This is a genomic window from Amycolatopsis sp. NBC_00345 (assembly GCF_036116635.1).
Lineage (GTDB): Bacteria > Actinomycetota > Actinomycetes > Mycobacteriales > Pseudonocardiaceae > Amycolatopsis.
This window is the reverse complement of the sequence record NZ_CP107995.1, coordinates 8979230-9004226: the sequence shown is the minus strand read 5'-3', so window position 1 is coordinate 9004226 and position 24997 is coordinate 8979230. Positions and strand designations below refer to the sequence as shown.

The 24997-nt window shown below is 67.6% G+C and carries 25 protein-coding genes; 15 read left to right on the top strand and 10 right to left on the bottom strand.

All coding sequences use genetic code 11. The features are described 5' to 3' along the window. The first annotated feature begins 7 nt into the window (after positions 1–7). The gene (locus OG943_RS41030; protein ID WP_328606265.1) at positions 8–748 is read left to right on the top strand and encodes an SDR family NAD(P)-dependent oxidoreductase; all 741 of its coding nucleotides are present in this window, start codon (positions 8–10) and stop codon (positions 746–748) included. An 80-nt stretch (positions 749–828) separates the two neighbouring features. Here the strand turns inward: OG943_RS41030 and groL are convergent, their stop codons facing one another. Further along, positions 829–2445, bottom strand: coding sequence for a chaperonin GroEL (gene groL / locus OG943_RS41025; protein ID WP_328606264.1), 1617 nt, complete (start codon positions 2443–2445; stop codon positions 829–831). A 99-nt stretch (positions 2446–2544) separates the two neighbouring features. Next, complete coding sequence (gene groES / locus OG943_RS41020; RefSeq protein WP_009072407.1) at positions 2545–2838, bottom strand: co-chaperone GroES; 294 nt, start codon at positions 2836–2838, stop codon at positions 2545–2547. Positions 2839–3722: 884 nt separating this feature from the next. On the opposite strand from groES, the gene OG943_RS41015 reads away from it, so the two are divergent. Next, entirely contained in the window at positions 3723–5066 is a 1344-nt protein-coding gene (locus OG943_RS41015; RefSeq protein WP_328606263.1) for an AAA family ATPase, read from the top strand. Continuing rightward, the gene (locus OG943_RS41010; protein ID WP_328606262.1) at positions 5066–5536 is read left to right on the top strand and encodes a hypothetical protein; all 471 of its coding nucleotides are present in this window, start codon (positions 5066–5068) and stop codon (positions 5534–5536) included. Before OG943_RS41015 ends, OG943_RS41010 begins: the two co-directional genes overlap by 1 nt. A gap of 52 nt (positions 5537–5588) precedes the next feature. On the opposite strand, the gene OG943_RS41005 is transcribed toward OG943_RS41010, so the two are convergent. From OG943_RS41005 to OG943_RS40995, 3 genes are all read right to left on the bottom strand, one after another. After that, on the bottom strand, positions 5589–6245 hold the full coding sequence (locus tag OG943_RS41005) for an aminoglycoside phosphotransferase family protein (protein ID WP_328612291.1): 657 nt from the start codon (positions 6243–6245) through the stop codon (positions 5589–5591). A 152-nt stretch (positions 6246–6397) separates the two neighbouring features. Then, positions 6398–7069, bottom strand: coding sequence for an HAD family hydrolase (locus tag OG943_RS41000; protein ID WP_328606261.1), 672 nt, complete (start codon positions 7067–7069; stop codon positions 6398–6400). Next, positions 7066–7908 (bottom strand): GntR family transcriptional regulator, encoded by an 843-nt coding sequence (locus OG943_RS40995; protein ID WP_328606260.1) that lies wholly within the window; start codon positions 7906–7908, stop codon positions 7066–7068. The genes OG943_RS41000 and OG943_RS40995 overlap by 4 nt, the downstream gene beginning before the upstream one ends. Positions 7909–8132: 224 nt before the next feature. On the opposite strand from OG943_RS40995, the gene OG943_RS40990 reads away from it, so the two are divergent. From OG943_RS40990 to OG943_RS40950, 9 genes are all read left to right on the top strand, one after another. Then, positions 8133–8603 (top strand): hypothetical protein, encoded by a 471-nt coding sequence (locus OG943_RS40990; RefSeq protein ID WP_328606259.1) that lies wholly within the window; start codon positions 8133–8135, stop codon positions 8601–8603. Between the two features lie 289 nt (positions 8604–8892). Further along, positions 8893–9129, top strand: coding sequence for a hypothetical protein (locus OG943_RS40985; protein WP_328606258.1), 237 nt, complete (start codon positions 8893–8895; stop codon positions 9127–9129). Beyond that, entirely contained in the window at positions 9126–10043 is a 918-nt protein-coding gene (locus tag OG943_RS40980; protein ID WP_328606257.1) for a helix-turn-helix domain-containing protein, read from the top strand. The genes OG943_RS40985 and OG943_RS40980 overlap by 4 nt, the downstream gene beginning before the upstream one ends. A 349-nt stretch (positions 10044–10392) precedes the next feature. Next, on the top strand, positions 10393–11964 hold the full coding sequence (locus OG943_RS40975) for an FtsK/SpoIIIE domain-containing protein (RefSeq protein WP_328606256.1): 1572 nt from the start codon (positions 10393–10395) through the stop codon (positions 11962–11964). Further along, complete coding sequence (locus OG943_RS40970; RefSeq protein ID WP_328606255.1) at positions 11961–12350, top strand: hypothetical protein; 390 nt, start codon at positions 11961–11963, stop codon at positions 12348–12350. The genes OG943_RS40975 and OG943_RS40970 overlap by 4 nt, the downstream gene beginning before the upstream one ends. Positions 12351–12355: 5 nt before the next feature. Further along, positions 12356–13984: a replication initiator gene (locus tag OG943_RS40965; RefSeq protein ID WP_328612290.1), complete on the top strand. Its 1629-nt coding sequence runs from the start codon at positions 12356–12358 to the stop codon at positions 13982–13984. A 13-nt stretch (positions 13985–13997) separates the two neighbouring features. After that, on the top strand, positions 13998–14207 hold the full coding sequence (locus OG943_RS40960; protein WP_328606254.1) for a helix-turn-helix transcriptional regulator: 210 nt from the start codon (positions 13998–14000) through the stop codon (positions 14205–14207). Further along, the gene (locus OG943_RS40955) at positions 14204–15592 is read left to right on the top strand and encodes a tyrosine-type recombinase/integrase (RefSeq protein ID WP_328606253.1); all 1389 of its coding nucleotides are present in this window, start codon (positions 14204–14206) and stop codon (positions 15590–15592) included. Before OG943_RS40960 ends, OG943_RS40955 begins: the two co-directional genes overlap by 4 nt. Before the next feature lie 493 nt (positions 15593–16085). Continuing rightward, positions 16086–18020 (top strand): N-acetylmuramoyl-L-alanine amidase, encoded by a 1935-nt coding sequence (locus OG943_RS40950; RefSeq protein WP_328606252.1) that lies wholly within the window; start codon positions 16086–16088, stop codon positions 18018–18020. 48 nt (positions 18021–18068) lie between these two features. Here OG943_RS40950 and OG943_RS40945 read toward each other — a convergent pair whose 3' ends face one another. Together OG943_RS40945 and xrtP are read right to left on the bottom strand one after the other, a co-directional pair. Continuing rightward, positions 18069–19433, bottom strand: coding sequence for a glycosyltransferase (locus tag OG943_RS40945; protein ID WP_328612289.1), 1365 nt, complete (start codon positions 19431–19433; stop codon positions 18069–18071). Between the two features lie 53 nt (positions 19434–19486). Then, a complete protein-coding gene (gene xrtP, locus OG943_RS40940; protein ID WP_442874838.1) occupies positions 19487–20044 on the bottom strand; it encodes an exosortase P in 558 nt (185 codons plus the stop codon). Positions 20045–20394: 350 nt separating this feature from the next. Here xrtP and OG943_RS40935 point away from each other — a divergent pair, with 350 nt between their 5' ends. The 3 genes from OG943_RS40935 (at position 20395) to wecB (ending at position 22573) form a co-directional block, all read left to right on the top strand. Further along, on the top strand, positions 20395–21150 hold the full coding sequence (locus tag OG943_RS40935) for a choice-of-anchor P family protein (RefSeq protein WP_328606250.1): 756 nt from the start codon (positions 20395–20397) through the stop codon (positions 21148–21150). An 18-nt stretch (positions 21151–21168) separates the two neighbouring features. Continuing rightward, entirely contained in the window at positions 21169–21348 is a 180-nt protein-coding gene (locus OG943_RS40930; protein ID WP_328606249.1) for an LPXTG cell wall anchor domain-containing protein, read from the top strand. Between the two features lie 67 nt (positions 21349–21415). Further along, positions 21416–22573, top strand: coding sequence for a non-hydrolyzing UDP-N-acetylglucosamine 2-epimerase (gene wecB, locus OG943_RS40925; protein WP_328612288.1), 1158 nt, complete (start codon positions 21416–21418; stop codon positions 22571–22573). 133 nt (positions 22574–22706) lie between these two features. On the opposite strand, the gene tsaD is transcribed toward wecB, so the two are convergent. Genes tsaD through tsaB form a run of 3 tightly spaced genes read right to left on the bottom strand, consistent with a single transcriptional unit; the run spans position 22707 to position 24897 of the window. Next, positions 22707–23753: a tRNA (adenosine(37)-N6)-threonylcarbamoyltransferase complex transferase subunit TsaD gene (tsaD, locus tag OG943_RS40920; protein ID WP_328606248.1), complete on the bottom strand. Its 1047-nt coding sequence runs from the start codon at positions 23751–23753 to the stop codon at positions 22707–22709. Next, positions 23753–24235, bottom strand: coding sequence for a ribosomal protein S18-alanine N-acetyltransferase (rimI, locus tag OG943_RS40915; protein ID WP_328606247.1), 483 nt, complete (start codon positions 24233–24235; stop codon positions 23753–23755). Before rimI ends, tsaD begins: the two co-directional genes overlap by 1 nt. Next, positions 24232–24897 (bottom strand): tRNA (adenosine(37)-N6)-threonylcarbamoyltransferase complex dimerization subunit type 1 TsaB, encoded by a 666-nt coding sequence (gene tsaB, locus OG943_RS40910; RefSeq protein WP_328606246.1) that lies wholly within the window; start codon positions 24895–24897, stop codon positions 24232–24234. The genes rimI and tsaB overlap by 4 nt, the downstream gene beginning before the upstream one ends. Positions 24898–24997 lie beyond the last annotated feature (100 nt).

Genomic DNA, 24997 nt, shown 5'->3' with positions numbered 1-24997 from the left:
TGGGGTCATGGGCACGCTGGACGGAAAGGTCGCGCTGGTCACGGGCGGCAGCCGGGGTATCGGCGCGGCGATCGCGACGCGGCTGGCCGCGGACGGCGCCGACGTCGCGATCACGTACGAGCGCGCACAGGAGCGAGCGGCGCAGGTGGTGGCGGTGATCGAGGGGCACGGCCGGCGCGGGCTGGCTCTGCGGGCCGACGCCGCGGACGCCGCCGCGGTGGCCACCGCCGTCGACCGCGCCGCCGAGGAGCTGGGCCGGCTCGACGTGCTGGTCAACAACGCCGGGGTGTTCCCCGCCGCGACCATCGACGAGCTGAAGGTCGAGACCATCGACCACACCCTGGCGGTGCACGTCCGCGCCGTGCTGGTCGCGACGCAGGCGGCGGTGCGGCACATGGGCCGCGGCGGGCGGGTGGTGTCGATCGGCAGCGACCTGGCCGAACGCGTGCCGTGGCCGGGGATGAGCTTGTACTCGGCCAGCAAATCGGCGTTGATCGGCATGACCAAGGGCCTCGCGCGCGACCTCGGCGAACGCGGCATCACGGCCAACGTCGTCCACCCCGGCTCCACGGACACCGAGATGAACCCCGCCGACGGCTCGCACGCCGCGAGCCAGCTGGCTCACATCGCGCTCGGCCACTACGCCGAAACCGCGGACATCGCGGCGGCCGTCGCGTACCTGGCCGGGCCCGACAGCCGCTACCTGACCGGCACGTCGCTCACCGTCGACGGCGGCTTCACGGCCTGACCCGCCGAACACAAAAGCGGGGCGGCACCCCCTCGGAAGGGAGTGCCGCCCCGTTTTTCGTTGCGGTGAAACAGAAGCGACTAGTGCGAGTGGCCGTGGCCGTGACCCGCGTCGCCCTCTTCCTCAGCCGGCTTCTCGACCACGGCGCTCTCCGTGGTGAGCACGAGCCGGGCGATGGACGCCGCGTTCGCGACCGCGGAGCGGGTCACCTTGACCGGGTCGACGATGCCGGCCGCGATCAGGTCGGTGAGCTCGCCGGTGGCGGCGTTGAAGCCGTGGCCCCAGGACTGCTCCTTGACCTTGTTCACGATGACCGCGCCCTCGTGGCCCGCGTTCGTCGCGATCCAGAACAGCGGGGCGGTCAGCGCGTCGCGCACGATGTGCACGCCGGTGGCCTCGTCGCCGGTCAGGCCGAGGTCGCCCTCGAGCTCCTTGACGGCGTGGACCAGCGCCGAGCCACCACCGGGGAGGATGCCCTCCTCGACGGCCGCCTTCGTCGACGCGACAGCGTCCTCGATGCGGTGCTTGCGCTCGTTGAGCTCGGTCTCGGTGGCCGCGCCGACCTTGATCACGGCCACGCCGCCGCCGAGCTTCGCGAGCCGCTCCTGCAGCTTCTCGCGGTCCCAGTCGGAGTCGGTGGTCTCGATCTCCTTGCGGATCTGCGCGGTCCGGCCGGCGAGGGCGTCCTTGGTGCCGCCGCCGTCGACGATCGTGGTGTCGTCCTTGCTGACGACGATCCGGCGGGCGCGGCCCAGCGAACCGAGGTCGGTCTCGGACAGCTTGCTGCCGATCTCGGCCGAGATGACCTCACCACCGGTGACGACGGCGAGGTCGTCCAGGAACGCCTTGCGGCGGTCGCCGAAGAACGGCGCCTTGACCGCGACGGCGGTGATCGTCTTGCGCAGCGAGTTCACCACGAGGGTGGACAGCGCTTCGCCGTCGACGTCCTCGGCGATGATCAGCAGCGGCTTCTTCGCCTCGACGACCTTCTCCAGCACCGGGAGCAGGTCGGCCAGCGACGAGATCTTCTCGCGGCTCAGCAGGATGTAGGCGTCCTCGAGGACGGCCTTCTGGTCCTCGGGGTTGGTGGCGAAGTGCGCCGACAGGAAGCCCTTGTCGAACTGCACGCCCTCGGTGATCACCAGCTCGGTCGCCAGGGTCGACGACTCCTCGATGGTGATGACGCCGTCCTCGCCCACGCGCTCGACGGCCTCGCCGAGCAGCTGGCCGATCGCGGCGTCGCGGGAGGTCACGGTGCCGACCTGCGCGATGTTCTCGCGGCCCTTGACCGGGGTGGCCTTGGCCTTGAGGATCTCGACGACCTTGTCGGCCGCCGCCTCGATGCCGCGGCCGACCGCGGTCGGGTTGGCGCCGGCGGCCACGTTGCGCAGGCCCACGCGGACCAGCGACTGGGCCAGCACCGTAGCGGTGGTGGTGCCGTCGCCGGCGACGTCGTTGGTCTTGGTGGCCACGTTCTTGGCCAGCTGGGCGCCGAGGTTCTCGAACGGGTCGTCGAGCTCGATCTCACGGGCGACGGTCACGCCGTCGAGGGTGATGGTCGGGCCGCCGAACTTCTTGTCGAGGACGACGTGGCGACCGCGCGGGCCGAGGGTGACCTTGACCGCGTCAGCGAGCTTGTTCACCCCGCGCTCCAGCGCGCGACGAGCGTCCTCGTCGAAACTGATCTGCTTGGGCATAGCGTTTTCCGCTTACCTTTCAGGTGTCTTAGGACACAAGAACGCCCCGTCCCCCGGCTTGTGCGGGGCCCGGGGCGTTTTTGCGCTGCGGCCGGTTCGTCAGTTGATGACGGCCAGCACGTCGCGGGCGGAGAGGATCAAGTAGTCCTCACCGTTGTACTTGACCTCGGTACCGCCGTACTTGGAGTAGATGACGACGTCACCCACGGCCACGTCGAGCGGCACGCGGTTGCCCTTGTCGTCGATCCGGCCCGGGCCAACGGCCAGAACCTTGCCCTCCTGGGGCTTCTCCTTGGCGGTGTCGGGGATGACGAGGCCGGAAGCGGTCGTCTCCTCGGCCTCACTCGTCTGGACAACGATCTTGTCCTCGAGCGGCTTGATGTTCACGCTCACCGGGTTGACCTCCACGGTCGTCGAAAGCGTCGGCAGGATGATACGGCTCCTACCACCCCCGCCGTCGCGGGTGCCGGGGCGTGTTCGGGCCGTGCGATTAGCACTCTAGCCACGTGAGTGCCAGCTTCGCAAGGAGGGTGGCCTTACCCTGCGAAAACTCGCCTCGCGGGCACCTGACCGGCCGTTTCGTTCCGCCAGGGTTCCGCACGGTCCACAATCCGACTCGGCCGGACACGTTCAGTATGCCCGCACCCTTGGCGCACGCGTGGGCGCGCGTGGTTCGAGCCTGCGCCTGCCGGTCAACCAGCTCGAAGCGGCTCCACAACGCGATCTGGTTCAGAGGGGGTCGACTGCTCGACTGCTTCATAGTTGGCGCCTCTCCGACTGCTCGGGCTCGGTGACACGGGACGTAGCGGCTGTCCGCCCCCATCTTCCTCGCCCCCGCCGCGGTTAGCGCCGGGCTGTCGGCGTCAAGGGTGGGCGCTTGCGTCCATCGCGTAGCGACGCCGTAGGCGCCCTTGATGCCGGCGGACCGGTGTTAAACGATCGCCTGCGAGGAACGGCCACTATCGGTGAGCCGATCGGGCGTAACACCGTGCGACTTGATCGCGTCTATGCCGGTATGCGACTCACGGGGTTGTCAGTCGCCGTCGACGGCGCGCGTGCCTCACCGCCACGTCGGCGGACCCGCCCGGCGGCCGACGGCCGGAGCGGAGCGGCAGGCCGTCGTGTCACACTCGGGCGGGACCGCCGTACGCGTGGTGACCTGCGCGCCGCCGACGGCGGCGCCTTGATCCCATAGAGCCAAGTTCGGCAGCAGATCAGCCAACCGTTACTTCCTGCTCCTGTGGTGATTGTCGGCTTGTCGGTCTAGTCTTACCCGAGTGACCGTCGCTTACCTTCGCGAAATACGACTTGGCCAGTTCAAGTCGTTTCGGAATGCTGTTCTTCCAGTCGATTCGATCACAGTCCTGACAGGTCGAAACAGTGCTGGCAAGTCGAATGCCCTGGACGGCGTCGAGGTTCTTTCCCGCCTGGCAACCGGCGAAGAACTGGTGGACGCTCTGGATGGCCGTCGACGCGAAGGGGGGCCCGTCCGCGGCGGTTCACGAGGCTGCGCCCCACATGGAGCCAATAGATTCCTGCTCGGATGCACAGTCCAAAGTGGCAACAACTCATATCGCCTTGATATCGGCATTCAAGTAAAACCAGAATTGCGAGTAATTAGCGAGGTCTTGCGCGGACCTGCCCCAGCCGTTGAGTCAGGCGTCGTAAAAGATCGTCATCTCTTCCAAACAAGAGGACCCACAGAAGGCGACGCAGGTATCCATGTTGAGATCTTTAATGGAAAACGCGGAAACAATCCTATTGTTCCTTTTCGAGACTCCAGGCTGATAACATCACAAATTCCACTCAGAGTAGCCCCTGAAAATAATGCCACTCAGGCCGTCATAGACGCCGCACAAGCCGTTACCGCAGCGCTGAGGGGAATATTTCATCTCGACCCAATCCCTCACTTGATGCGAGAGTACGTGTCGGAGCGAGATACCGACCTGCGCAGGACTGGTGCAAATATCTCGGCAGCGCTCGACAAACTGGAACGCACCGATCGAGATACTTTTCGACAGATAGGCGACCTAGTGAAACAAGTCGCCGACCAAAGTGTTCGCGACATATACATTGCCAGATCCCAACTCGGGGACGTCATGATTGCACTTCGCGAGGGATACCTGGGACGAAAGTCTGAGCGAACTCCAGCGCGAGAAATGAGCGACGGGCTTCTCAGGTTTGTCGCAATCGCAACTGCCTTACTTACCGCAAATCGAGGCCTAGATATCGAAAAAGGCCTTGCACTAGGCGGCCCAACGTCAGGCGTACTGCTCGTAGTTGAGGAACTCGAAAATGGCCTACACCCCTCTCAGGCCGACAGAGTTCTTGAGTTAATGCGAGAAGCCAGCAAAGAGCAGGGCAACCGCGTCATGGTCACGACACACAGCCCCGCTTTGCTAAATGAAATGACCGGCAGCCTCAATCGTAGCGTTATCGTATGTTACCGCGACCAGGACACTGGACTAAGCAAACTTGAACGATTGCCCGATCTGAAGGGCTACGCTGAAGCGATGGCTACCGGCAGACTAGGGGACGCAGTTACTGGCGGACGCCTAGTTCGTCCGGAAGAATTTGACTCTAATTATGATCAGTTCGCTCGACTTCTCGGAATGAACTAATGTCTCGCCGAGTTAACTTTGTCGACACGTCGATACTTTGCAACCTGATTCCCGTCCCCGGTCGCGACCAAGACAGGTCGGAAGTATTAAAAGAGCAAAAGGCAAAGATCGAAACAAAGGAAGCTTTTATTCTTCCTGTTACGACGATCATTGAAACCGGGAACCATATCAAGCAGATAAACAACGGCAGCCTGCGCCGAGCTGCAGCCAACACCTTTGTCGAAGTTCTAAAGATGGTTCACGACGAATCGGCACCTTGGCGATTGCACGAGTTCGTCTGGGGAACTAATCTTCTCGACCTACTCATCAAGGGCGCCAGGACTGGCACGAACTTTGTCGATCACTCCGTTGGCGGCCTCGGAGGAGGCGACCTGTGCATTCTTTGCGAACGCGAAATTTATATGGAGAGAACTGGGATCGAAAATGTCTTCGTCTGGGCAAAAGACCACGAACTTGAAAGTCATTGTTAATGACGAAATGAACGTCGCTGCATCGCAGCACTTAGCAAACTCGAAGACCGTCTCAAACGCGCGCCGACCTGGAGATCATTACCCATTTTTGAACACGACTATAATCAAGTTGGACTGCGTCGGCGACGCGGGCGACTGCTTCAGAGATAGTAAGGGCATCGGCAATCTTGAAGGCCATTACTGCTGCGTCGTACTCGACTTCGCCACGCATCCCGCGCGGATCAATGAACATCCACCGGCCGTCAGCATCCGCGACGACGTTAAACGTGGAGGTATCCCCATGGCACAAGCCGGTCCGGGTGTCGTCGGCTAGCTCGTTGAGCAGGTCGAGGGCGTGTTTGCGGTCCTTGGCATCCGACCGAGTCTGACCGGGCGGGATGTCCGCGAGGTGATCATCTGTTAGACGATCCCGAAGCCAGTCAGTAATGCTAGGTAGGTCGCAGGAAGGTGCTGGCTCCCCGACCATTGAGCGGAGCGGAGCCGTCAGATCGTCGAGGTTGAGCGTGCGGGGGTCGGTCTCGGCCAGTGTGGTTCCGGGCGTGACCTGGTCCATCACCATCCACGTTCCGGCCTCGGTGGTGTCCACAGTGTGGATGGCGGGGGCAACGCCGAGTTTGGCTAGCGCGCTCGCAACTGACGCTTGAGCTGCTGCGTCCGGGTCGGCGGTAGCACGCAGGATGAGACTGCGGTCCGTCGTCTTGGCCGAGATGACGAGAGCGCATCGCGCGGGTAGTACGCGCTGCGGCGCGGCTGAGTAGCGACGGCAAAGCTCCGCTAGCTCGGGTTCGACGACGTTAAGCCATCTGTCTGCGCGCTCTGGCCAGCGTGCGCGCACCGATCGAGCGAGTTCCGCCGGGACCTTCATGAGACGGGCACCAGGCCGGCAAGCGTCTCAGTGATGGCATCGGCTCCGGCCGCGACGAACCGCGCATGCTTACCGGGCTTGTTGGCGTAGCCGAGGGCCGGGACGCCTGCGGCGTGGGCTGCCTCAATGTCAGACATCGAATCGCCGACGAACACACAATCGGCCGGGGTGACGTCGAGCATCGTGATTGCCTGGCGAAGCAGGTGTGGGCTCGGCTTGAGCAGCGCGACATCGGAGCCGGTGCGGGCCGACACTGTGTCGACGGCCGGCCGGAGGTTGTAGAGGTCGAGATAGACGCTGATCGCGGCAGCGCTGTTGTTGCTCACGATCGCGAGCGGGCGGCCGGACGCGTGCCATGCCTCGATGAGGCCATGTGCTCCGTGAGCTGGGGCGGCGGTGGGGATGGCCTCGACTTCGTGAGCGGTGAAGGCGGCTTCGACGTAGCGGGCTTCGTCGGGGCCGAGGGCGGCCGCGTGGCGCAGGACGTCGAACGGGTCAGCGCTGGTGGCCACATTCTCGGGAAGCTCGACGTGTCCGCCGTCGGCGAGGATTCCGCGGAGCTGGTCGGCCACGACGGACGCGGGGATGCCCGCGAAGACGGAACAGACTGGGCCGTCGAAGTCGAGCAGGAGAACGCGGGCTTGGGCGAGTAGGTCAGCGGCGGTCATCGCTGGTAGTCCTGGGCCACGCTGTTCCACACGCTGTCGAACCACGTCTTGGACTGCTCGACGTACTGCGCCCCGGTGGAGGTGTCGTCGTCGCTGGTCGAGTGGTGGAACAGGACTGCGTCCTTGCCCATCAGGTCGTAGATCGCCTTGGTCTCGTCGCCGAAGTTGATCACGTGTTCGCGGACGGGGTAGAAGCCGAAGAACGCCTCTTCGTTGTTGATCAGGTAGAGCTTGAACATCGGCGGCGAGGGATGCACCCGCACCTGGGCCGTGGCCTTGTTGATCAGGCCCAGCTCACCGAGTTCGGTCACCGAGTCGACGATGGCCAACGTGTGCCGGCGCATGATCTCTTCGGCGCGCTTGCGGAACGCCGGGCTGTCGGCGTGCTCGTCGACTGTGCATGGGAGCGACCACGGTTGGGTCGGGTCCGGGACGAGCAAGCGGACGGTGATCGACTCAGGACGCAGCCGGCCGATTCGGATCTTGTCCAGCGGTTCGGTGATGACGCCGTGCAAGGTCTCGCCGGAGAACCCGGCGAAGTCGATGGTGACGTCTTGAGCCTCGAAGGCTCGTTCGATGTGTGGACGGAGACCGATCGGGTGCTCAGTGCGCTCTCGGACGAACACTCCGCTCCCCTGCCGCGACACGATCAATCCCTCTTCGCGAAGCTCGCGCAGGGCGTTCTGCACCGTCATCGGCGCGACGTTGTACGTCTTCGCCAGCTCGTTGCGGGAGGGCAGCTTGTCACCAGGTGTGAACTTCCGAGTCAAGATCGCCGCCCGCAGAGCGTTCGCTACCTGCACATACGGCGGCCGCGAGTCGTCCGGATCAAGTGGCACGACAGCCTCCTTCCTCTCGTCTGCGGTGTCTGCACGTCTTGCAAGCCCCCCTTTCGCCTGCAAGCCCCCCTTGCATCTTCCCCGAGCTGCGCCAAGCCTGTCTAGGCAACCTAGGAAGCTAGACACTTTTTTACTTGATTGACTTGCCTAGCCAACCTAGCTACTCTGGCCATGTCAGCCACGTTAGGCAGCGCCGGATGAGGCGCAGACAAGGAGCAGCTGAGATGGCCGTACCGCGCGGAACACGCTTCGAGATCGAGCATGACCACGTCTTTCCGGCCGGCGCCGCGATCGTCGGCCCGGTGACCCCGGACATGGAGTACGTCTCGAACGAGGACAAGGCCCGGGGCAAGCAGCCCAAGCAGAAGATCGACGAACAGAGCGGCCTGCCGCAGTGGAAGGTCACGGTGACCGACCCGTCGGCGGAGAAGGATCGGGACAAGTCGGCGACGGTGACGCTGCTCGACCGGGTCCAGCCGGTGCCGCCCCCGGCCGCCATGGCGGGTTTCGACTTCCGACCCGTCATGTTCGAGGGCCTGATGGTCGAGCCGCGGGTCATGGGCGAGAAGTTCAAGTATCAGGGCTGGGTGCTGCGGGCTACCGGGATGCGTGAGCCCGGGAGTGCTGCGGCTCCCAAGCCTGCGGCGTCGAAGGGCACCAGCGCTCAGGGTGCGAGCGGTCAGAAGGCCGCGTGATGGCGGGGCGGCCGTCGCGTGAGGCGGTCGCTCGGTGGAACGACGCGTATGCGGAGCAGACGGCCGCACTGTTCGCTGCGATGCGATCGGCATCCGACGACGTAGCAGCAGTGCGGCGTCTCGCTCTCGCCTATCACGCTGTCGCGTTCGCCTGGCGCGCGTTGTCCGGTGAACTCGCCGCGCCTCTGTGGGCTCGGCACGCGGCGGCCGTGGCAGCTGAGGAATTCGACCGACGGGCGCGACTGGAGATGGGACGCGCCGATTCGGCCCAACGAAAGGGAGAGGCGACATGAGCGATACGGCTCGTGACGCTGCGGCGTTCTCGAAACTGGTCCGGGCGTGGGAGCTGGAGTACCAGGGCTACATCGAGGTGTGGCCGCGCTACCGGTCCGACCGCCCGACGGCGGCTGCGCAGAACGCGGCGAACTCGGCGCAGCGGATGTCGGATGCCTGGCTCGGGTTGGCGAATTCGTGCGGCCTTCCGTGGCGGTGCGTGGCTGCGGTGGATCGGAGGTCGTGGTCATGAAGGACACGGAGATGTTGTCGCCGCGGGCTCGGGTTCTTGGCGCGGCGTTGCGTGATGCCCGATTGGGTGCCCGGTTCGGGGTGCGGGAGCTGGCGCGGCGGATCGGCCGGGCCCCGGGGCATTTGTCGAATTGGGAGAGTGGTTCGCGGGTGCCTGCGGTTGAGGATGTGGGCGCGGTGCTGGGTGCGTTGGGGGTTACCGGCGAGGCGAGGGAGTGGATCTTGTCGATCGCGCGCGGGGTCGTCGCTCCGGACTGGTTCACGGCGGGGCCGCAGTCAAGTCCTGGGCACTTCGCCGCGCTGGTAGCCCATGAACGCGCCGCTGCCTCGGTCACGGTGTGGGCTCCTGCCGTGCTCCCGGATCTGTTGCAGATTCCCGACTATGCGCAGCTGACGTGTGATGCCAAGCAGTTCAGCACCAAACAGATCAGCGAGCAGGTCGAAGCCCGAATGCGGCGCCGGAGCGTCCTGTTCGGCAGCGATCCGGTTCCGGCGGAGTTCTTCATCAGCGACGAAGCGATCCGTCATCCCCTCGCCGATGAAGAGGTCATGCTTCGGCAGCTACGTTTCATCGTCGACACGGCAACGATGTCCCGCAGTATCGGTGTCCGCATTCTGCGTCGCAGCGATCCGCGGAACGCCGTGCTGGCCGGAGCGTTCGCCACATTCACGATGAACGACTCGCCGCCGGTGGCGTACTGCCCGCACTACAACATGGGCGCGTTCCTCATCAACGAGCACACCGGCACTTACACGAGGGCTGCCGCTCGGCTTGGCCGCACTGCGCTCTCTCGCGGGGAGTCGATCGACTGGCTCAACCAGGAAGTGCGCAAGCTTGCTCGTTCGCTGGAATCCCAACGAGACCGTGACGACGTCACGCCTCTGGCAGTGCTGGCCAGGGAGGCGATTGACTGACAACCATCAGGACCGGGCGCTGATACCGGACAACTGAATAGGTCACAAATACACGCTTCGACGCGTGTTGTATTAAACGCGTCCTTTAATTCGTAGATTCTTCCTTAAAGACGCAGAACCGGCTACCTGGCTACCAACCTTTCACCGGTTCTGCGCCTGTTCACTGGAGGTGAACAATGGCAACAATAAATGATGACAACCAATGCCAGTCAACCGGGGTCACCCGGATGCGCTGCGCGGAATGCAAGCGGTTCGCGAAGTTGCTGCCTGGCGAGACGAAGTGTTCTCCTTGCCGGGGGATGCTGCCACTGGACCTGACCATCACTCGCGCGGTGCGGGGTGGTCAGCGATGAGTGCCGGATTTCTGGTCGTGGCCCTGATGGTTGGGGGCCTGGGTGTGTGGGTGTTGCACAAGGCCGGCCGTGCGCTTGCCTCGATTCTTGAGGCGCTGGCGGCGGCAGCATTCGTTTTCGTGGCAATCTGCTGGTTGCTGAAAGCCGTTGTGTGGCGGGGAAAGCAGGTCGCGACGCGGTGGCGGACGTCGCTCGCGCTGTTGGCGCTGGGCGCGTGGTGGTACTGGATCGGATGGGTGTGGCTCGTTATCGGCGCGGCCGTGCTGGGTGTCAGCCTGACCGCATGGCGACTGATCGACGTGGCATCGTTCGAGTACTACGCGGGGCGCCGGTTGCGATCGTGGTGGCTGCGCTGGGCCACCTACGGCAGGAAACTCCCGGGTTGGCTGCATGCCTGTGGTCTGTCGGTATCGGACGGCACGCTTCCGCTGGAAGTGACGGTGAACCTGGTCGGTCGTCGGCGGCGGGCCGTCTCGCGTTCCAATACGCGGGCTGCTGTGGCGATTCCCCGGATTCTCGGTGTTCGCTCGGGGCCGTCCTGGGATGAAGTCCGGTTGGAACTGGTGCCGGGCCAGAAACCCGAGGACTTCGACGAGGCGGCGCGGACGCTGGCTACTGCGCGGAAGGTCACGCGGTGCCAGGTGCGAGAGTTGGAACCCAACGTGGTGTCGCTGGATTTCATGCGTCGTGATCTGCTGGCCTCGGCCGTGTCGTGTCTGCCGCTGCCGGACCTCGTCGCGGTCGACCGTGCGGGCGTGGATCTGCGCAAGGCGTACGCCGGACGCACGGAGTACGGGCAGGACTGGCGGGTGCCGCTGGTCGGACCTGGCGCTCACTGCCTGGTGGCCGGCGCCACGGGTGCGGGCAAGAACTCGGTCATGTGGAGCCCGCTGATCTCGGTAGCTCCGGCTATCCGCTCTGGTGTCGTGCGAGTGTCCGGGATCGACCCCAAGGGCATGGAACTTGCTTACGGGCGTGGGATTTTCGCCCGGTACGCCGTGACAGGAGCGGAGGTGCTCGCACTGCTGGACGAGCTGTTGGCGGAGCTGGAGCGGCGCAAGGCGGAGTTCGCGGGAAAGGTGCGCGAGGTACCCATCTCGACCCTGTGGCCGTTGGAACTGCTGGAGTTCGACGAAATCGGCGCGCTCACCCGCTACACCGACCGCAAGACCCGGGAACAGATCGTCGAGAAGATCGCGATCCTGAACACTCAAGGCCGGGCGCTGGGGTTCACCGTGCGCGGCTATGTGCAGGAACCGACGAAGGACACGGTTCCGGTCCGGGAGCTGTTCCCCCGCCGGGTGTGCCTGCGGGTCACGTCCAAGACCCATGTCGGCATGGTGCTCGGCGACGGTGCGTACGAACGGGGCGCGTGGGCGAGCCGCATTCCCGAATCCGCTGCCGGGACTGGGTACGTGTGGGGTGAAGGTGTGCGGGAACCGTTGCGGGTCCGCGCGGGCTGGGTACCGGATGAGACGGTCAAGGCGCTGGAAACCTACGTCACCAACGGGGGCGCCCACATCGTCGACCTGTCCGCCCGTCACGGTGGTACGGGGGTGGCGGCATGAACCCGGTGATGATTTTCCTGGACGCCATCCGCGATCACCTCGACCTGCACGTACTGCCTCCGGTGTCGTCGATCGACATCACGAAGTGGACCAATCCGATCACGGTGCAACTCGATGCCGACGACCTGGCCGGGGTATCCCGCGCGCTGCTGGCGTGGGCCAACACCCTCGACACCGTGACCGCGCACATCCAGCGAATGAAGCCCGGGGACTCGGTGCACCTGTCGATCTATGGTCGGACTCCTTGCGGGGTCCTGGTGAAGGTCTACGGCGGCGTTCCGTTCGCCGAGGACACGTTCCCCGATCTGCCTGTCGGGATAAAGCAGGACGTGCCGCTGTTCATCATGCGCCGGTGGGCCGACTCTGCCGGGGAGGTGGCGGCGTGACGGTCATGAATGCTCCCGAGGCCGGCCGGAGGTCTGCCGGTTCACCCCGGGTCCGTGACCCGCTCGCATCGGACATCGTGCGGGCAACGGCGGAGAAGCACGGGGTGTGCGTCCGGCCGTTCACTATGGAGGTCGCCGACACCGAAACCGGGGAACTGCGGTACATCCCGGTCCCGTGCGGGTCCACAGTGGAATCTGTCTGCCTGCCGTGCGCGCGCAAGGCAAAGGCACTGCGACAGGCCCAGTGCCGGGAGGGGTGGCACCTCGACGAAGAGCCCAAGCTCGCTTCCAAGGCTCCCACCGAGGACCACAAGGAGTTGCTGACCTTCCGTGCTGATCTCGTGGCGGCCTACCGGGACTGTGTCGAGCACGAGGACCAGGGGGAAGCCGAGCATCTGCGCGAGGAGGTCCGCACGGTCGACGCGGAACTTCGGCAACTCGGGATGAGGGGGCGGCTCCCCTCCCCCGACCTGCCAACCAAGAAGGCGGTGAAACGGTCGACGCGTCGTCGGCAGGACGCTCCGAACCTGCCTCGGCGCAAGGTCACCAAGACAACGGTGGGCCGCGAGTACGCGGGGAAGTTCCGGCCGTCGATGTTCGTCACCCTGACCTGTGACAGCTACGGACCAGTCCGAGGAGACGGCTCGCCGGTCGACCCGGCCACGTACGACTACCGCCGGGCAGCCCGAGACGCGGTGCACTTCTCCGCGCTCGTCGACCGGTGGTGGCAGAACCTCCGCCGGGTCGTCGGTTGGGACGCGCAGTACTTCGCGACGGTCGAGCCGCAGAAGCGGGCAGCGCCACACCTGCACACGGCAATCCGCGGCGCCATCTCGCACGAAGTCGTCCGCCAAGTCACCGGAGCCACCTACCACCAAGTGTGGTGGCCCAACCATGACCGTGTGGCTTACGTCGACCGGATGCCGCGGTGGAACCCGGACAGCAGGGCGTTCGTCGACCCGGACACTCACGAACCGCTGACCGCCTGGGACGACGCGGTGGACGAGGTCGAGCACCCGGCGCACGTCGTCACCTTCGGGCGGCAGGTGCATTCCAAGGGCATCCTCGGCGGTTCGGAGGAAGCTGGGCGGCACATCGGCTACCTGACGAAGTACCTCACCAAGTCCACGGGTGAGGTCGTGTCGGCCGAATCAAGGCGACAGGAAGATCACCACGAACGGCTGCACGCCGAATTGTCGGTGACACCCTGTTCTCCCCGGTGCGCGGTCTGGCTGCTCTACGGCATCCAGCCCAAGGGCGCCAGCACCAAGACCACCCCGGGGCACTGCAAGGGCCGCGCTCATCGGCGGACCACCCTCGGTCTGCCCGGCCGGCGGGTGCTGGTGTCGCGCAAGTGGTCCGGCAAGACGCTCGGCGATCACAAGGCAGACCGGCAGGCGTTCGTTCAGCAAGCGCTCGCGGCTATCGGCATCGAGAAGCCGCAGCCTGATCCGGCCCGGCTCGTCTGGCGCAAGGTCGAGCCAGGAGACCAGCACGTACCACCCCGGGATCACCTGATCATGCACGCCATCTCCGAACGGATCACCTGGCGGGCCGAGTACGACCGGGCGCTACTCGCGGCCCAGGGACCACCCGGTGGTCCGGAAACTTCGGCAACTCGGCAAGCGGCCTGAGCAGGGGGATCACATGGGCCAGAACAACAACGTGGCAAGGCTCGACGCGCTGCTGAGCACTCCGGAGCTGTGCGAATTCCTCGGCATCAGCCGGGACACCTTGTACGAATGGCGGGAGATCAACAACGCTCCCCCGGCGATCAAGCTGCCCAACGGCCACCTCCGGTTTCCGCTGGCCGACCTCCATGTGTGGCTGGTCGAGCGGCAGGAGCGGGCGGCATGAAGGCCACGCATCAGGTGCGGCTGTGGGACATCAAGACCATGCCGCCGGACCCGAAGACGGGCAAGAAGCGACGTCGGCCGTACGGCGTTCGGTGGGTCACCGCCGGCCGGGAACACTCGCAGTGGTTCGTGACGAAGGCGCTCGCCAAGGCGGAGCTGGCCAAGCTGCAACGGGCCATGAACGGCGGTGAAGCGTTCGACGTCGAGACCGGGCTTCCCGAGTCGATGTACCGCGAGGAGCACTCGCCGACACTGCTGCGTGCCATGCGGGAATTCCTCGACCACGTGTGGCCGGACATGGCGCCGAAGTCTCGTGGTCGGCTCGTCGATGGGCTCGCCGTGGCGGTCCAGGGGTTTCTGACCGAGCAGCCGGACGTGACTCCCGCACACGTGCGGCGAGTCCTCACCACGTTCGCGCTGCCGCCGGAGCAGTCGGCCGTGGAACCGACTTCGGAAGACCGGGAGCTCGCCGCGTGGCTTGAGCAGCATTCGCGGAAGGTCGCGGAACTCGGCGAGTCGGACAGCGTGACCGAGGTGGGCCGTGCGCTGCGGACCAACCTGGATGGCAAGCGGGCCGCGACCAACACCGTGGACACCCGGAAGAGCGCGCTCGTCCAGGCGCTCGCGTTCGCGGTCGACAAGTCCTACCTCGGGGAGAACCCGTTCTCCGGGGTGAAGCTGGTCAAGTTCGGTGACGTGCTGGCCGTGGACCCCGGCGTCGTCGTCAACCCGCTGCAAGCTCGGGAGCTGCTGACGTCGGTGACCTACGTCCGGCCGCGTGGAAGGAACCGATCGTGGTTGCCGTTCTTCGCGTCGCTGTACTACGGCGGAGTCCGACCGGGGGAGGCGCGGTTCCTGGCTGACACGCACTGCGATCTGCCCCGGAAAGGCTGGGGTGCGTTCGTGCTGCCCAACTCGCTCGGCTCGTCGGCGGCCCGGTACAGCGACGACGGGCTGACGTACCAGGTTCGATCGCTCAAGCACCGCGCCGAGGAGCACACCCGAACCGTGCCGATCCCCCCGGTGCTGGTCCGGATGCTGCTGGATCACCTTGACGACGTCGGCACCGGACCGGATGGCCGGCTGTTCTGGGCCAAGGACGGCGGCCCGGTGAGCAACGCGTCCTACTCCGACATCTGGCGACTTGCGCGTCTCCTGGGCCTGCCGCCGCGTCTGGTCACGTCGATGCTCGCCGGTCGGCCGTATGACCTACGTCACGCTGCCGTGTCCTCGTGGATCGCGGCGGGGGTGTCACTGCCCGACATCGCGGACCGAGCGGGACACACAGTGAACATGCTGACGAAGGTCTACGCGAAGTTCGTCCACGGGACCCGCGACACGGCCAATCGCAGGATCGAGACGTTCCTTGAAGACGATCTCGGCTAGCCGCGCTACGGTGGATGTGCCCTCGGACAAAACACCAGGTCCGGGGGCACATCCGCGTTCCATGCCTGTTCCGCGTCTGTTCCGTGGACCCCACCAGCTCCCCGGGAACGATCACAGACAGTGCCAGACGCGATTTCTCCGGCAACTCGCCGATTGACTTGGGGCGCAAGGGAAGTCGCCCTCGGCCAGCCAAGAAGCCAGTAACCTAACGTGACCGAAAATTCGTGAGCGTTCTAGCCACGGGAGTGCCAGCTTCGCAAGGAGGGTCCGTCTGGGAGGAGAACGAACCGCTCGCGGGCGCCCGTACGCCCAGTATGCCCGCCACGCGCGCGGGCGGCGGGCGGCCGCGACGGCCGCCAGTGGATCACCGCCCCGGCCGGGCCGCGGAAAACCACTCGTAAACCTTGCGGATACACCCGGACCAGGCCTTACTCGGTGCCCCGGCTTCTGGTTAGGTCTTGCCTGAATGACACCGACACCTGGGGGTCACACCATGTCGTTCCCTCCTCTTCCCCGGCGGCTGGCCGTGGCGGCCGCCGTCGTCTCGCTGGGCGCCGGGCTGTTCGCCGCGGCGCCCGCGCAGGCCCAGCCGGCCGGCCAGCAGCGGCAGCGGGACTTCGCGGCCGCCGCGAGTGAGTTCGGCGTGCCGCTCGACGTGCTGCTCGGCGTGTCCTACATGGAGTCACGCTGGGACTACAACGCGGGCACGCCCAGCACCGCCGCCGGCTACGGCCCGATGCACCTGACCGATCTGCGGACGGCTGGCGTCGCCGGCACCGAGTTCGACCAGGGCACCGAGGACCCGCGCGGGGACACCGCCCGCCCGGCGCTGCGGCCGAAGGCGAGTGAACCGGCCGCGCCGCCGCCGACCCTGCAGACCGTCGACACCGCGGCCTCGCTGCTGCACACCGACGCCGCCACCCTGCGCGCGAACCCGGCGCAGAACGTCCGGGGCGGCGCCGCGCTGCTCGCGGACTACCAGCGTCAGCTCGGCATCCACAGCCAGGACGCGAAGGACTGGTACGGCGCCGTCGCGCGCTACAGCGGGTCCGACGACGTCACGGCCGCCCAGACGTTCGCCGATGAGGTCTTCGACACCATCACCACCGGCGCGTCCCGCACCACCGACGACGGCCAGCAGCTGACCCTCGCCGCCGCGCCCGGCGTCACGCCGGACCGCGCGCAGGCGAGCCGGCTCGGCCTGCGCGCCGACGCGCCCGCCGCGACGGAGTGCCCGAAGCGCGTCGCGTGCGAGTCGGTGCCCGCGCCGTACCAGGAGCTGCCGAACGGCAGTTACGGCAACTACGACAAGGCGAACCGGCCGCAGAGCCAGAAGATCGACTACATCGTCATCCACGACACCGAGGGCTACTGGGACGACGCGCTGAAGCTGGTGCAGGACCCGACCTACCTCGCGTGGCACTACACCGTGCGCTCCGCCGACGGCCTGATCGCCCAGCACGTGCCGACGAAGGACGTCGGCTGGCACGCGGGCAACTGGTACATCAACTCGAAGTCGCTCGGCGTCGAGCACGAGGGCTTCGCCGCGAAGGGCACCTGGTACACCGAGGCGATGTACCGCGCTTCGGCGAAGCTCGTCGGCTACCTCGCGAAGCGCTACGACATCCCGCTGGACCGCGCGCACATCATCGGCCACGACAACGTCCCGGGCACCACGCCGGCCACCATCCCCGGCATGCACTGGGACCCGGGCCCCTACTGGGACTGGTCGCACTACTTCGACCTGCTCGGCGCGCCGTTCCAGACCGCCGGACGGCCGAACTCCTCGCTGGTCACCATCGACCCGTCGTTCGCCAAGAACCAGCCCGTCTTCACCGGCTGCGACAAGCTCGGCTCCGGCACGGCGTGCGCGCCTCGCGGATCCGAGGCCGTTGTGCTGCACACGGCGCCGAGTGACACCGCGCCGCTGCTCGCCGACCCCGGCCTGCACCCGGACGGCAGTCCGTCCACAATGGACGTCGCGGACATCGGGAGCCGGGTCGCGACCGGGCAGAAGTACGCGGTGGCGGGCGTCCAGGGCGACTGGACCGCGATCTGGTACCTCGGCCAGAAGGGCTGGTTCCGCAACGCGCCGGGCGCCAGAGCCGCCGTGCCCGCCGTGGGCCTGGTCGCCACGCCGAGGCCCGGCCGCGCCACGATCCCGGTCTACGGCCGCGCGTTCCCGGAGGCCTCGGCCTACCCGGCGAACGTGCCGGTGCAGGCGCTCGCGCCGATGCCGTACACGCTGGCGGCGGGGCAGAAGTACTCCGTCGGCGGCGTGGTGGGCTCCGAGTACTACTCGGCCACCACGTTCGACCCGGCCGAGCACGTAGTCGTGAAGGGCAAGACGAAGTACGTCGAGATCCAGTTCGGCCACCGCATCGAGTACGTCAACCTCGACGACGTGCTGTTGCTGCCGGCGTTCTGACCCTCGTGAGTGCCTATGACGGTTCTAACCGTCATAGGCACTCACGAGTCAGCTGTCCAAGGCGACCTTCACGCCCGCTGTGGTCTCGGTGTTGCGGCGGGTCTTGGCCCAGCCGTTGCGGCCGCGCACCAGGCGCAGGAGCGCACGCCACGACGTGATGTAGAACGTGTAGATGTACGCCGCGTAGAGCAGGCCCATGCCGATGCCGCGGAAGATGTTCTTGCTGCGCAAGCACTTCAGCTGGTAGATCGGACCCCAGACGATGAACGGCAGCAGGCCGAACGAGCCGTAGATGACAAACAGGATCCAGGCGCCGCCGCTGAACCAGGCCCAGACCTGGCCCGGGTCGCCGGCCGTGCCGACCAGCAGCAGGATGAACGGCACCGGGTAGAGCAGGGAGCCGAGCAGCTGCATCCACGGCTGCGCCAGGTAGTACATCATCTCCGCGGCGCCCAGCGTGGACACGTGCGGCGAGTCCCAGATCCGGCGCAGGTAGCGGGAGCACTGCATAGTGCCCTGGCCCCAGCGCGTGCGCTGCACCAGGAACCGCCGCAGGCTGTACAGACCTTCCTGCGCCACATGGGAATCCGGCGTGAAGCCGGTGCGCCAGCCCGCGGTGAGCAGGTGCACGCCGAGCTCGAAGTCCTCCAACAGCGAGCCGCGCCACGGCTGCCGCTCGTCGCCCGCGATGGAGTCCAGCGCGGCCAGGCGGGTGAACTGGCCGTTGCCGCCCATCGAGATCGTGCCGGTGAAGCCGCGGGAGGTCTGGATCGCCGCGATCGCCGTGCGGAACTCCAGGTCCTGCAGCTGCGCCAGCTTCAGGCCGAACGCACGGGACAACCAGGTGCGGCCCGGCGGGCGCGTGCGGACGTTGCTCATCCGCACGTCGAGCTGCACGGCGCCGATCTGCTCGTCGCCGAACAGGTGACCGGCCGCGCAAACCTCGAGGCAGTTCGGGGCCGGCCTGCCGTCGGCGTCCACCACCACGACGACCACGTCCGCGCGGGGCTTTCCTGGGTCCAGCCACTCGTCGAGGGCACGCGGCTTCTTCGAGCCCAGCCACTCGTTGAGAGCACGGTACGCGGCGTTCAGCGCGTCGCCCTTGCCCGTGCGGGCTTCCGGCCGCGTGCGCGCGACCAGGTGCAGGTTCTGGTCGTAGCCGCCGTTGCGCCGCCAGAGCGCGCGCACGACGCGGGCGGTGCGGTCCTCGGAGTCGTCGTCGACGACCCAGACGTGCGCGCGGCGGAAGGTGGCGCGCAGGTAGCGCACGGTCTCGCCGATCACCGCCTGCTCGTCGCGGCACGGCACGAAGAAGTGCCACTCGAAGTCGTCCGGATCGCCCACCGGCGCGGGCTTGCGGCGCAGGTACGGGACCACGATCACCACGACGTACACGATGAACGCGACACTCATCGTCAGCGCGAACGCCTGCGTGATCGAGAGCAGGATCTTCAGCCCGTTCCCGCTCACGCGGCGGCCTTCGCGGCGCTCTTCTCGGCCTTGGTCCTGCGAGTGGCGAGCCACACGAACAGCACCAGCGACACCGCGCCGCCGAACACGCTGACCATGGAGCCGAGCAGGGTGTGGCCCCAGTAGTAGCCCTCGTCCGTGCCCAGCCCGTTGACGAGCCCGACGATGGTGAGAATACGCAACTGATTCACCAAGATGACGGCTATCGCGGATATTCCCAACGAGAAGAACAGCCTTCGCGCATTTCCCGGCCGGAAGTAGAGCATCACCGCAGTGACGAGCAGGAGCGGCAGGAGCAGGAATACCGACGAACATTCCGGAGTCATTCTTAACCCGAATGGAGTAGCGCCGGTCAACCCGAAGTAAACGGATTCACGATTACCCGCCACATAAACACCCGAAGAGGTGATGACCCTGAGTATCGCCCCGGCCAGCTGCACCTCGAACTCCCGGTAGAGCCGCTCGATCAGCACGAGGCCCACGCCGGCGGCCACCACCCCCAGCACCGCCACACGCAGGGGAAACCGGGCGCCACCAGGTACAGGTGTGTTCACTACTGCCACGACGACCCTCTCAGCCGGAAGCGACGTTGAACGAGCAGACCCCGGGCGTCAGCGTAAGCCACCTTGCCCCGGAATCCCGGCGGGTCCCCCTTTCGGGGAACTCCTGAAAACGCCTTTCGGCACCCTCGGCGAGAAACTTGCTAGGCCGTTCAGGTGAGTGCTCACTCGACCTGGGAAAGGCCTCGATGAAACCACTCGATCCGGTGAGGTCCCGAGAATTGTGTGCCATTTCGGCCGCCATCGCCGATATCCGACTCGCGTGCCGACTCTTTGATCAGCGGGATTCGTCCGTGCAGCGGCTCGCTCTGACAAAAATCGGAGGACCAGTGAAAAGACACCTCGTGCGACGGGGCGGAATGCTCGCCGCTGTGGTGGCGTGCGTCGCCCTCGCCGGAGCGGCTCCGGCCTCGGCGGCGCCCGGCGACGGCTCCGCGTACGGCGTCAGCGTCGACGTCCAACTGCTCGGGCAGTCCGCGGTCAAGGTCGGGCCGCTGGCCGCGTCCAACACCAACGGGCCGACCAGCGCCAGCGTGGTGAGCGCCAACGCCGCCGGGATCCTCACAGCGGGGGTCATCACCAGCTCTGCCGTCCGCGACGACAACTCCGGCGCGGTCACGGCGAAGGCGAGCACCGCCGACGTCGGGCTGCCGGTGCTCAAGGCGGCTCTCGGCGCCGTGAGCGTCAAGGCGATCGAAGCGGTCTGCACCGCGACCCAGGAGGGTGTGAAGGGCAGCAGCACGCTGGCCGACGCGAAGCTCGGCAGTGTGGGCACAGTGGACGCCAACCCGGCGCCGAACACGCAGGTCAAGGTGGCGCTCGGGCCGGTCAACGTGGCCACGCTGATCCTCAACGAGCAGATCAAGAACCCGGATGGCAGCCTCACGGTCAACGCCCTGCACCTGAAGCTGCTCGGCGGGGTGGTCAGCGCGCTCGGCTCGGGCGACGTGATCGTTTCGTCGGCGACCTGCGGCCCGGCCGCTCCGCCGATGCCGCTCGCGTCCGGAGCCGGCCTGTGGGTGGGCCTCGGCGTGCTCGGGGCCATCGCGGTCCCGGTGGGCCTGCGCTTCTCCCGCCGTCGCTCCGCCGCGGGCGCCTGACCGGTACGGGGTGATCCGATGTACAAGATGCCAGGAGCGGGTGTCGGCGTCGCCGGTGGCAGCGTGGGGACCCTCGCTTCCACCGGTGCCGACATCGGCTGGTGGCTGGCGGTCGGTGTGCTGCTGGTGGTCCTCGGGACCGTCGCGGTGATCGCCGCCCACCGCCGTAATCGGCGCCTCGCCCGGGCGCGAGGCTGAAGACCCGGGCTGCCGGTGAGCGCGCCGGCAGCCCGGGTCTTCCGGGACACTCGAAAGTGTGGAACCTGTGGACGTGATGTTGCTGGCCGGCACCCGGCCGGAAGCCGTCAAACTCGCCCCGCTGACGCTGGCCCTCGGGCAGCGTCCGGGGCTGCGGCCGCTGCTCGTGCACAGCGGCCAGCACCAGGGCATGGTCGAGCAGGCGCTGGTGCCGTTCGGCCTCGGCGTCGACGCGTGGCTGGACATCCCGCCGCGCGTCTCGGGCACGCAGGCCGAGCTGGTGTCGGGGCTGCTGCCCGCGCTCGACGCGGCGCTGCGGCGGTTCTCCCCCGGCGCCATCGTGGTGCAGGGCGACACGACCACCGGGCTGGCCGGCGCGCTCGCCGCGTTCTGGCTCGGGATTCCCGTGGTGCACCTGGAAGCGGGACTGCGCACGCACGACCTCACCGCGCCGTTCCCCGAGGAGGGCACGCGCCAGATGGTGTCGCGCATCGCGTCGCTGCACCTCGCGCCCACCGGCGGCGCGGTGGCGGCGCTGCGCGCGGAGGGCATCGAAGACCGGCGGATCGCGCTGACCGGCAACACCGTCGTCGACGCGGTGCTGGCCATCGCGGCCCGCGACCTGCCTGCTCACGACCCGGGGCTGGCCCTGCTGGAGATGGAGATCGCCGAGACCGGCGGACGGCTGGTGCTCGTCACGTCGCACCGGCGCGAGTCGTGGGGCGAGCCGCTGGGGCGGACGCTGGCCGCGGTCCGGCGGATCGTCGCCGAGCACCCGGACGTGCAGGTGCTGTTCCCGGTGCACCCGAACCCGGTCGTGCGCGCGCAGGTGGTCGACGCGCTGGGCGGCCGGCCGCGGGTGACCATCACGGAGCCGCTGGAGTACCCGGACCTGGTCCGCGCGCTGCGGCTGGCGTCGCTGGTGCTGACGGATTCCGGCGGCATCCAGGAGGAGGCCCCGACGTTCGGCACCCCGGTGCTGGTGCTGCGCGAGGTGACCGAACGCGCGGAGGCGATCGAGGCCGGCTGCGCGTGGCTCGTCGGCACCGACACCGCCCTGATCACGGCGACCGCGGGCCGTCTGCTGCGCGGTGACCTGCGCCCGTCCCCGGTCGGAAACCCTTACGGGGACGGCAAAGCCGCCGAACTGGCGACCGCGGCGATCGAGGAGCTGCTCGGCCTGCCGGAGCAGGCCGTGCCCGATCTGGAGCAGGCGCGGAACTGACGCTTGTTTCGGCGACGCAGGCAGGCACTCGGGGCCGCAGCCGGTGATGGTGATGCCCTGAAGGCCACCATGAGGGACATAGATGCCCTCATGGTGGCCTTCAGGGCCTCGGCGTGGGACGCCGTGGAAGGGGCTACAGCGACACGATTTCGACCGGCAGCGCCGGGTTGGCCGAGAAGTCCAACGAGGCCACCGGCCGGTCCGCCGCGACGACGTGCGCGCCCAGCGCCGCGATCATCGCGCCGTTGTCCGTGCACAGGCGGGGGCGGGGCACACGCAGCTCGATGCCCGCGGCGGCGCAGCGTTCCGCCGCCAGCGAGGACAGCCGCGAGTTCGCCGCGACGCCGCCGGAGATCACCAGCGTGCCGATGCCCTGGTCCTTCGCCGCGCGGATGGCCTTGGCGGTCAGCACGTCGGCCACCGCCTCCTGGAACGAGGCCGCGACGTCGTTCACCGGGATCTCGGCGCCGCCCCGCTCGGCCTTCTCCACCCAGCGTGCGACGGCCGTCTTCAGGCCCGAGAACGAGAAGTCGAACTTCGCGTCCCGGGGTCCGGTCATGCCCCGCGGGAACGCGATCGCGGACGGGTTGCCTTCGCGGGCGGCCTTGTCGATCGGCGGGCCGCCGGGGTAGGGCAGGCCCAGCACCCGCGCGACCTTGTCGTACGCCTCCCCCGCCGCGTCGTCCACAGTGGACCCCAGCTCGGTGATCTTCGACGCGATGTCGTCCACGCGCAGCAGCTGCGTGTGCCCACCCGAGACGAGCAGCGCCAGCACCGGCGAAGGCAACGGCCCGTGCTGCAGCGTGTCCACCGCGATGTGGCCGGCGAGGTGGTTCACGCCGTACAGCGGCACGTCGAGCGCCGCCGCGTAGGCCTTCGCCGCCGAGACGCCCACCAGCAGCGCGCCCGCGAGGCCAGGGCCCGCGGTCACGGCGATGGCGTCCACATCGGACAGCTTCAGGCCCGCGGTCGCGAAGGCCCGCTCGGCCGTCGGCACCATGGCCTCCAGGTGCGCCCGGCTCGCGACCTCCGGCACCACGCCGCCGAAGCGCGCGTGCTGCTCGACGCTCGACGCGACCTCGTCGGCAAGCAGCTCGACCGCACCGTTGTCGGACAGCCGGACGAGGCCGACGCCGGTCTCGTCGCAGGAGCTCTCGATCCCCATGATGATGCGCGACATCAGCCGGCCACCTCGTCTCGCGCCGGGGTCCGCGCGGGGCGGGCCATGGTGTACGCGTCGGCGCCGGAGGGCTGGTAGTAGCGCTTCCGGACGCCGAGCTTCTGGAAACCGTGCCGCTCGTACAGGCCGACGGCCGTGGCGTTGTCCGTGCGGACCTCGAGGAACACCGGAGCCGTCAGCTCGTCGGCCCGCTCCAGCAACGCGCGCAGCAGCGCCTTGCCGATGCCCTGGCCCTGCGCCTCCGGCACGACGCCGATGGTGTGCACGCTTGCCTCGTACTCTCCGCGCCTGCCAACTACGGCGAGGCCCGCGTAACCGAGCAGCTCCGTGCCGTCGTCCGAGCGCGCGGCGAGGTAGTAGTGGCCCTGGTCCAGCTCGGAGTGGAACGCGCGGGCGCTCCACGGGTCGTCGCCGGGGAAGAGGATCTCCTCGATCTCCGCGCACTTCCGGACGTCGCCGCGGCGCAGCTGGTCGAGCTTCACGGCGCGGTCACCCGCTTGCGGCCGGTGGGCTCGACGGCGTCCGGGCGACGCAGGTACAGCGGGGTCAGCGGCTCCGGCTCCGCGCCGGACAGCAGGGCCGCGCGCGCCGCCGCGACCAGCCCGGCCGGCGACGGGAACCGCGGCTCGATCGGGGTCACGCCGACGGCTTCGGCGTATTGCAGCGCGCCGTCGCCCGCGGCCACGCGCACGGTGGTCTCGACCTCGGCCGGACGCTGGACGCTCGGCCCGTCCACCCGCGCGCCCGCGGCGTCGTAGGCGGCCCAGTAGACCTCGCGGCGGCGCGCGTCCGTGAGCACGAGGAACGGGTTCTCGGTCTTGACGACGCCGGCGGCGATCGCGTCCAGGCTGCACACCGGGTACGCGGGGATGCCGAGCGCGTGGGACAGCGCCGCGGCCGTCGCCATGCCCGCGCGCAGGCCGGTGAACGGGCCGGGGCCGACGCCGCAGACGATCGCGTCGAGGTCACGCAGCGTCACGCCGGCCGCTTCGGCGGCGGCGAGGGCGTGCGGCGTGATGAGCTCGCCGTGGGCACGCGCGTCGACCGTCACGCGGTCGCCGCGGGTGGTCAGCTCCGCCTGGTCCACGGCGACGATGCCCGCGGTGACGGCCGGGGTCGAGGTGTCGATCGCCAGTACTAACACGGTGTCCAAGCCTACGACCAGGCTCGGGGCGCATGACTGCCGGGCCGAACGGGTTACCCCCTGACGCTGTGAACCGCGTCGCAGGTGGCAGGCGTCATTG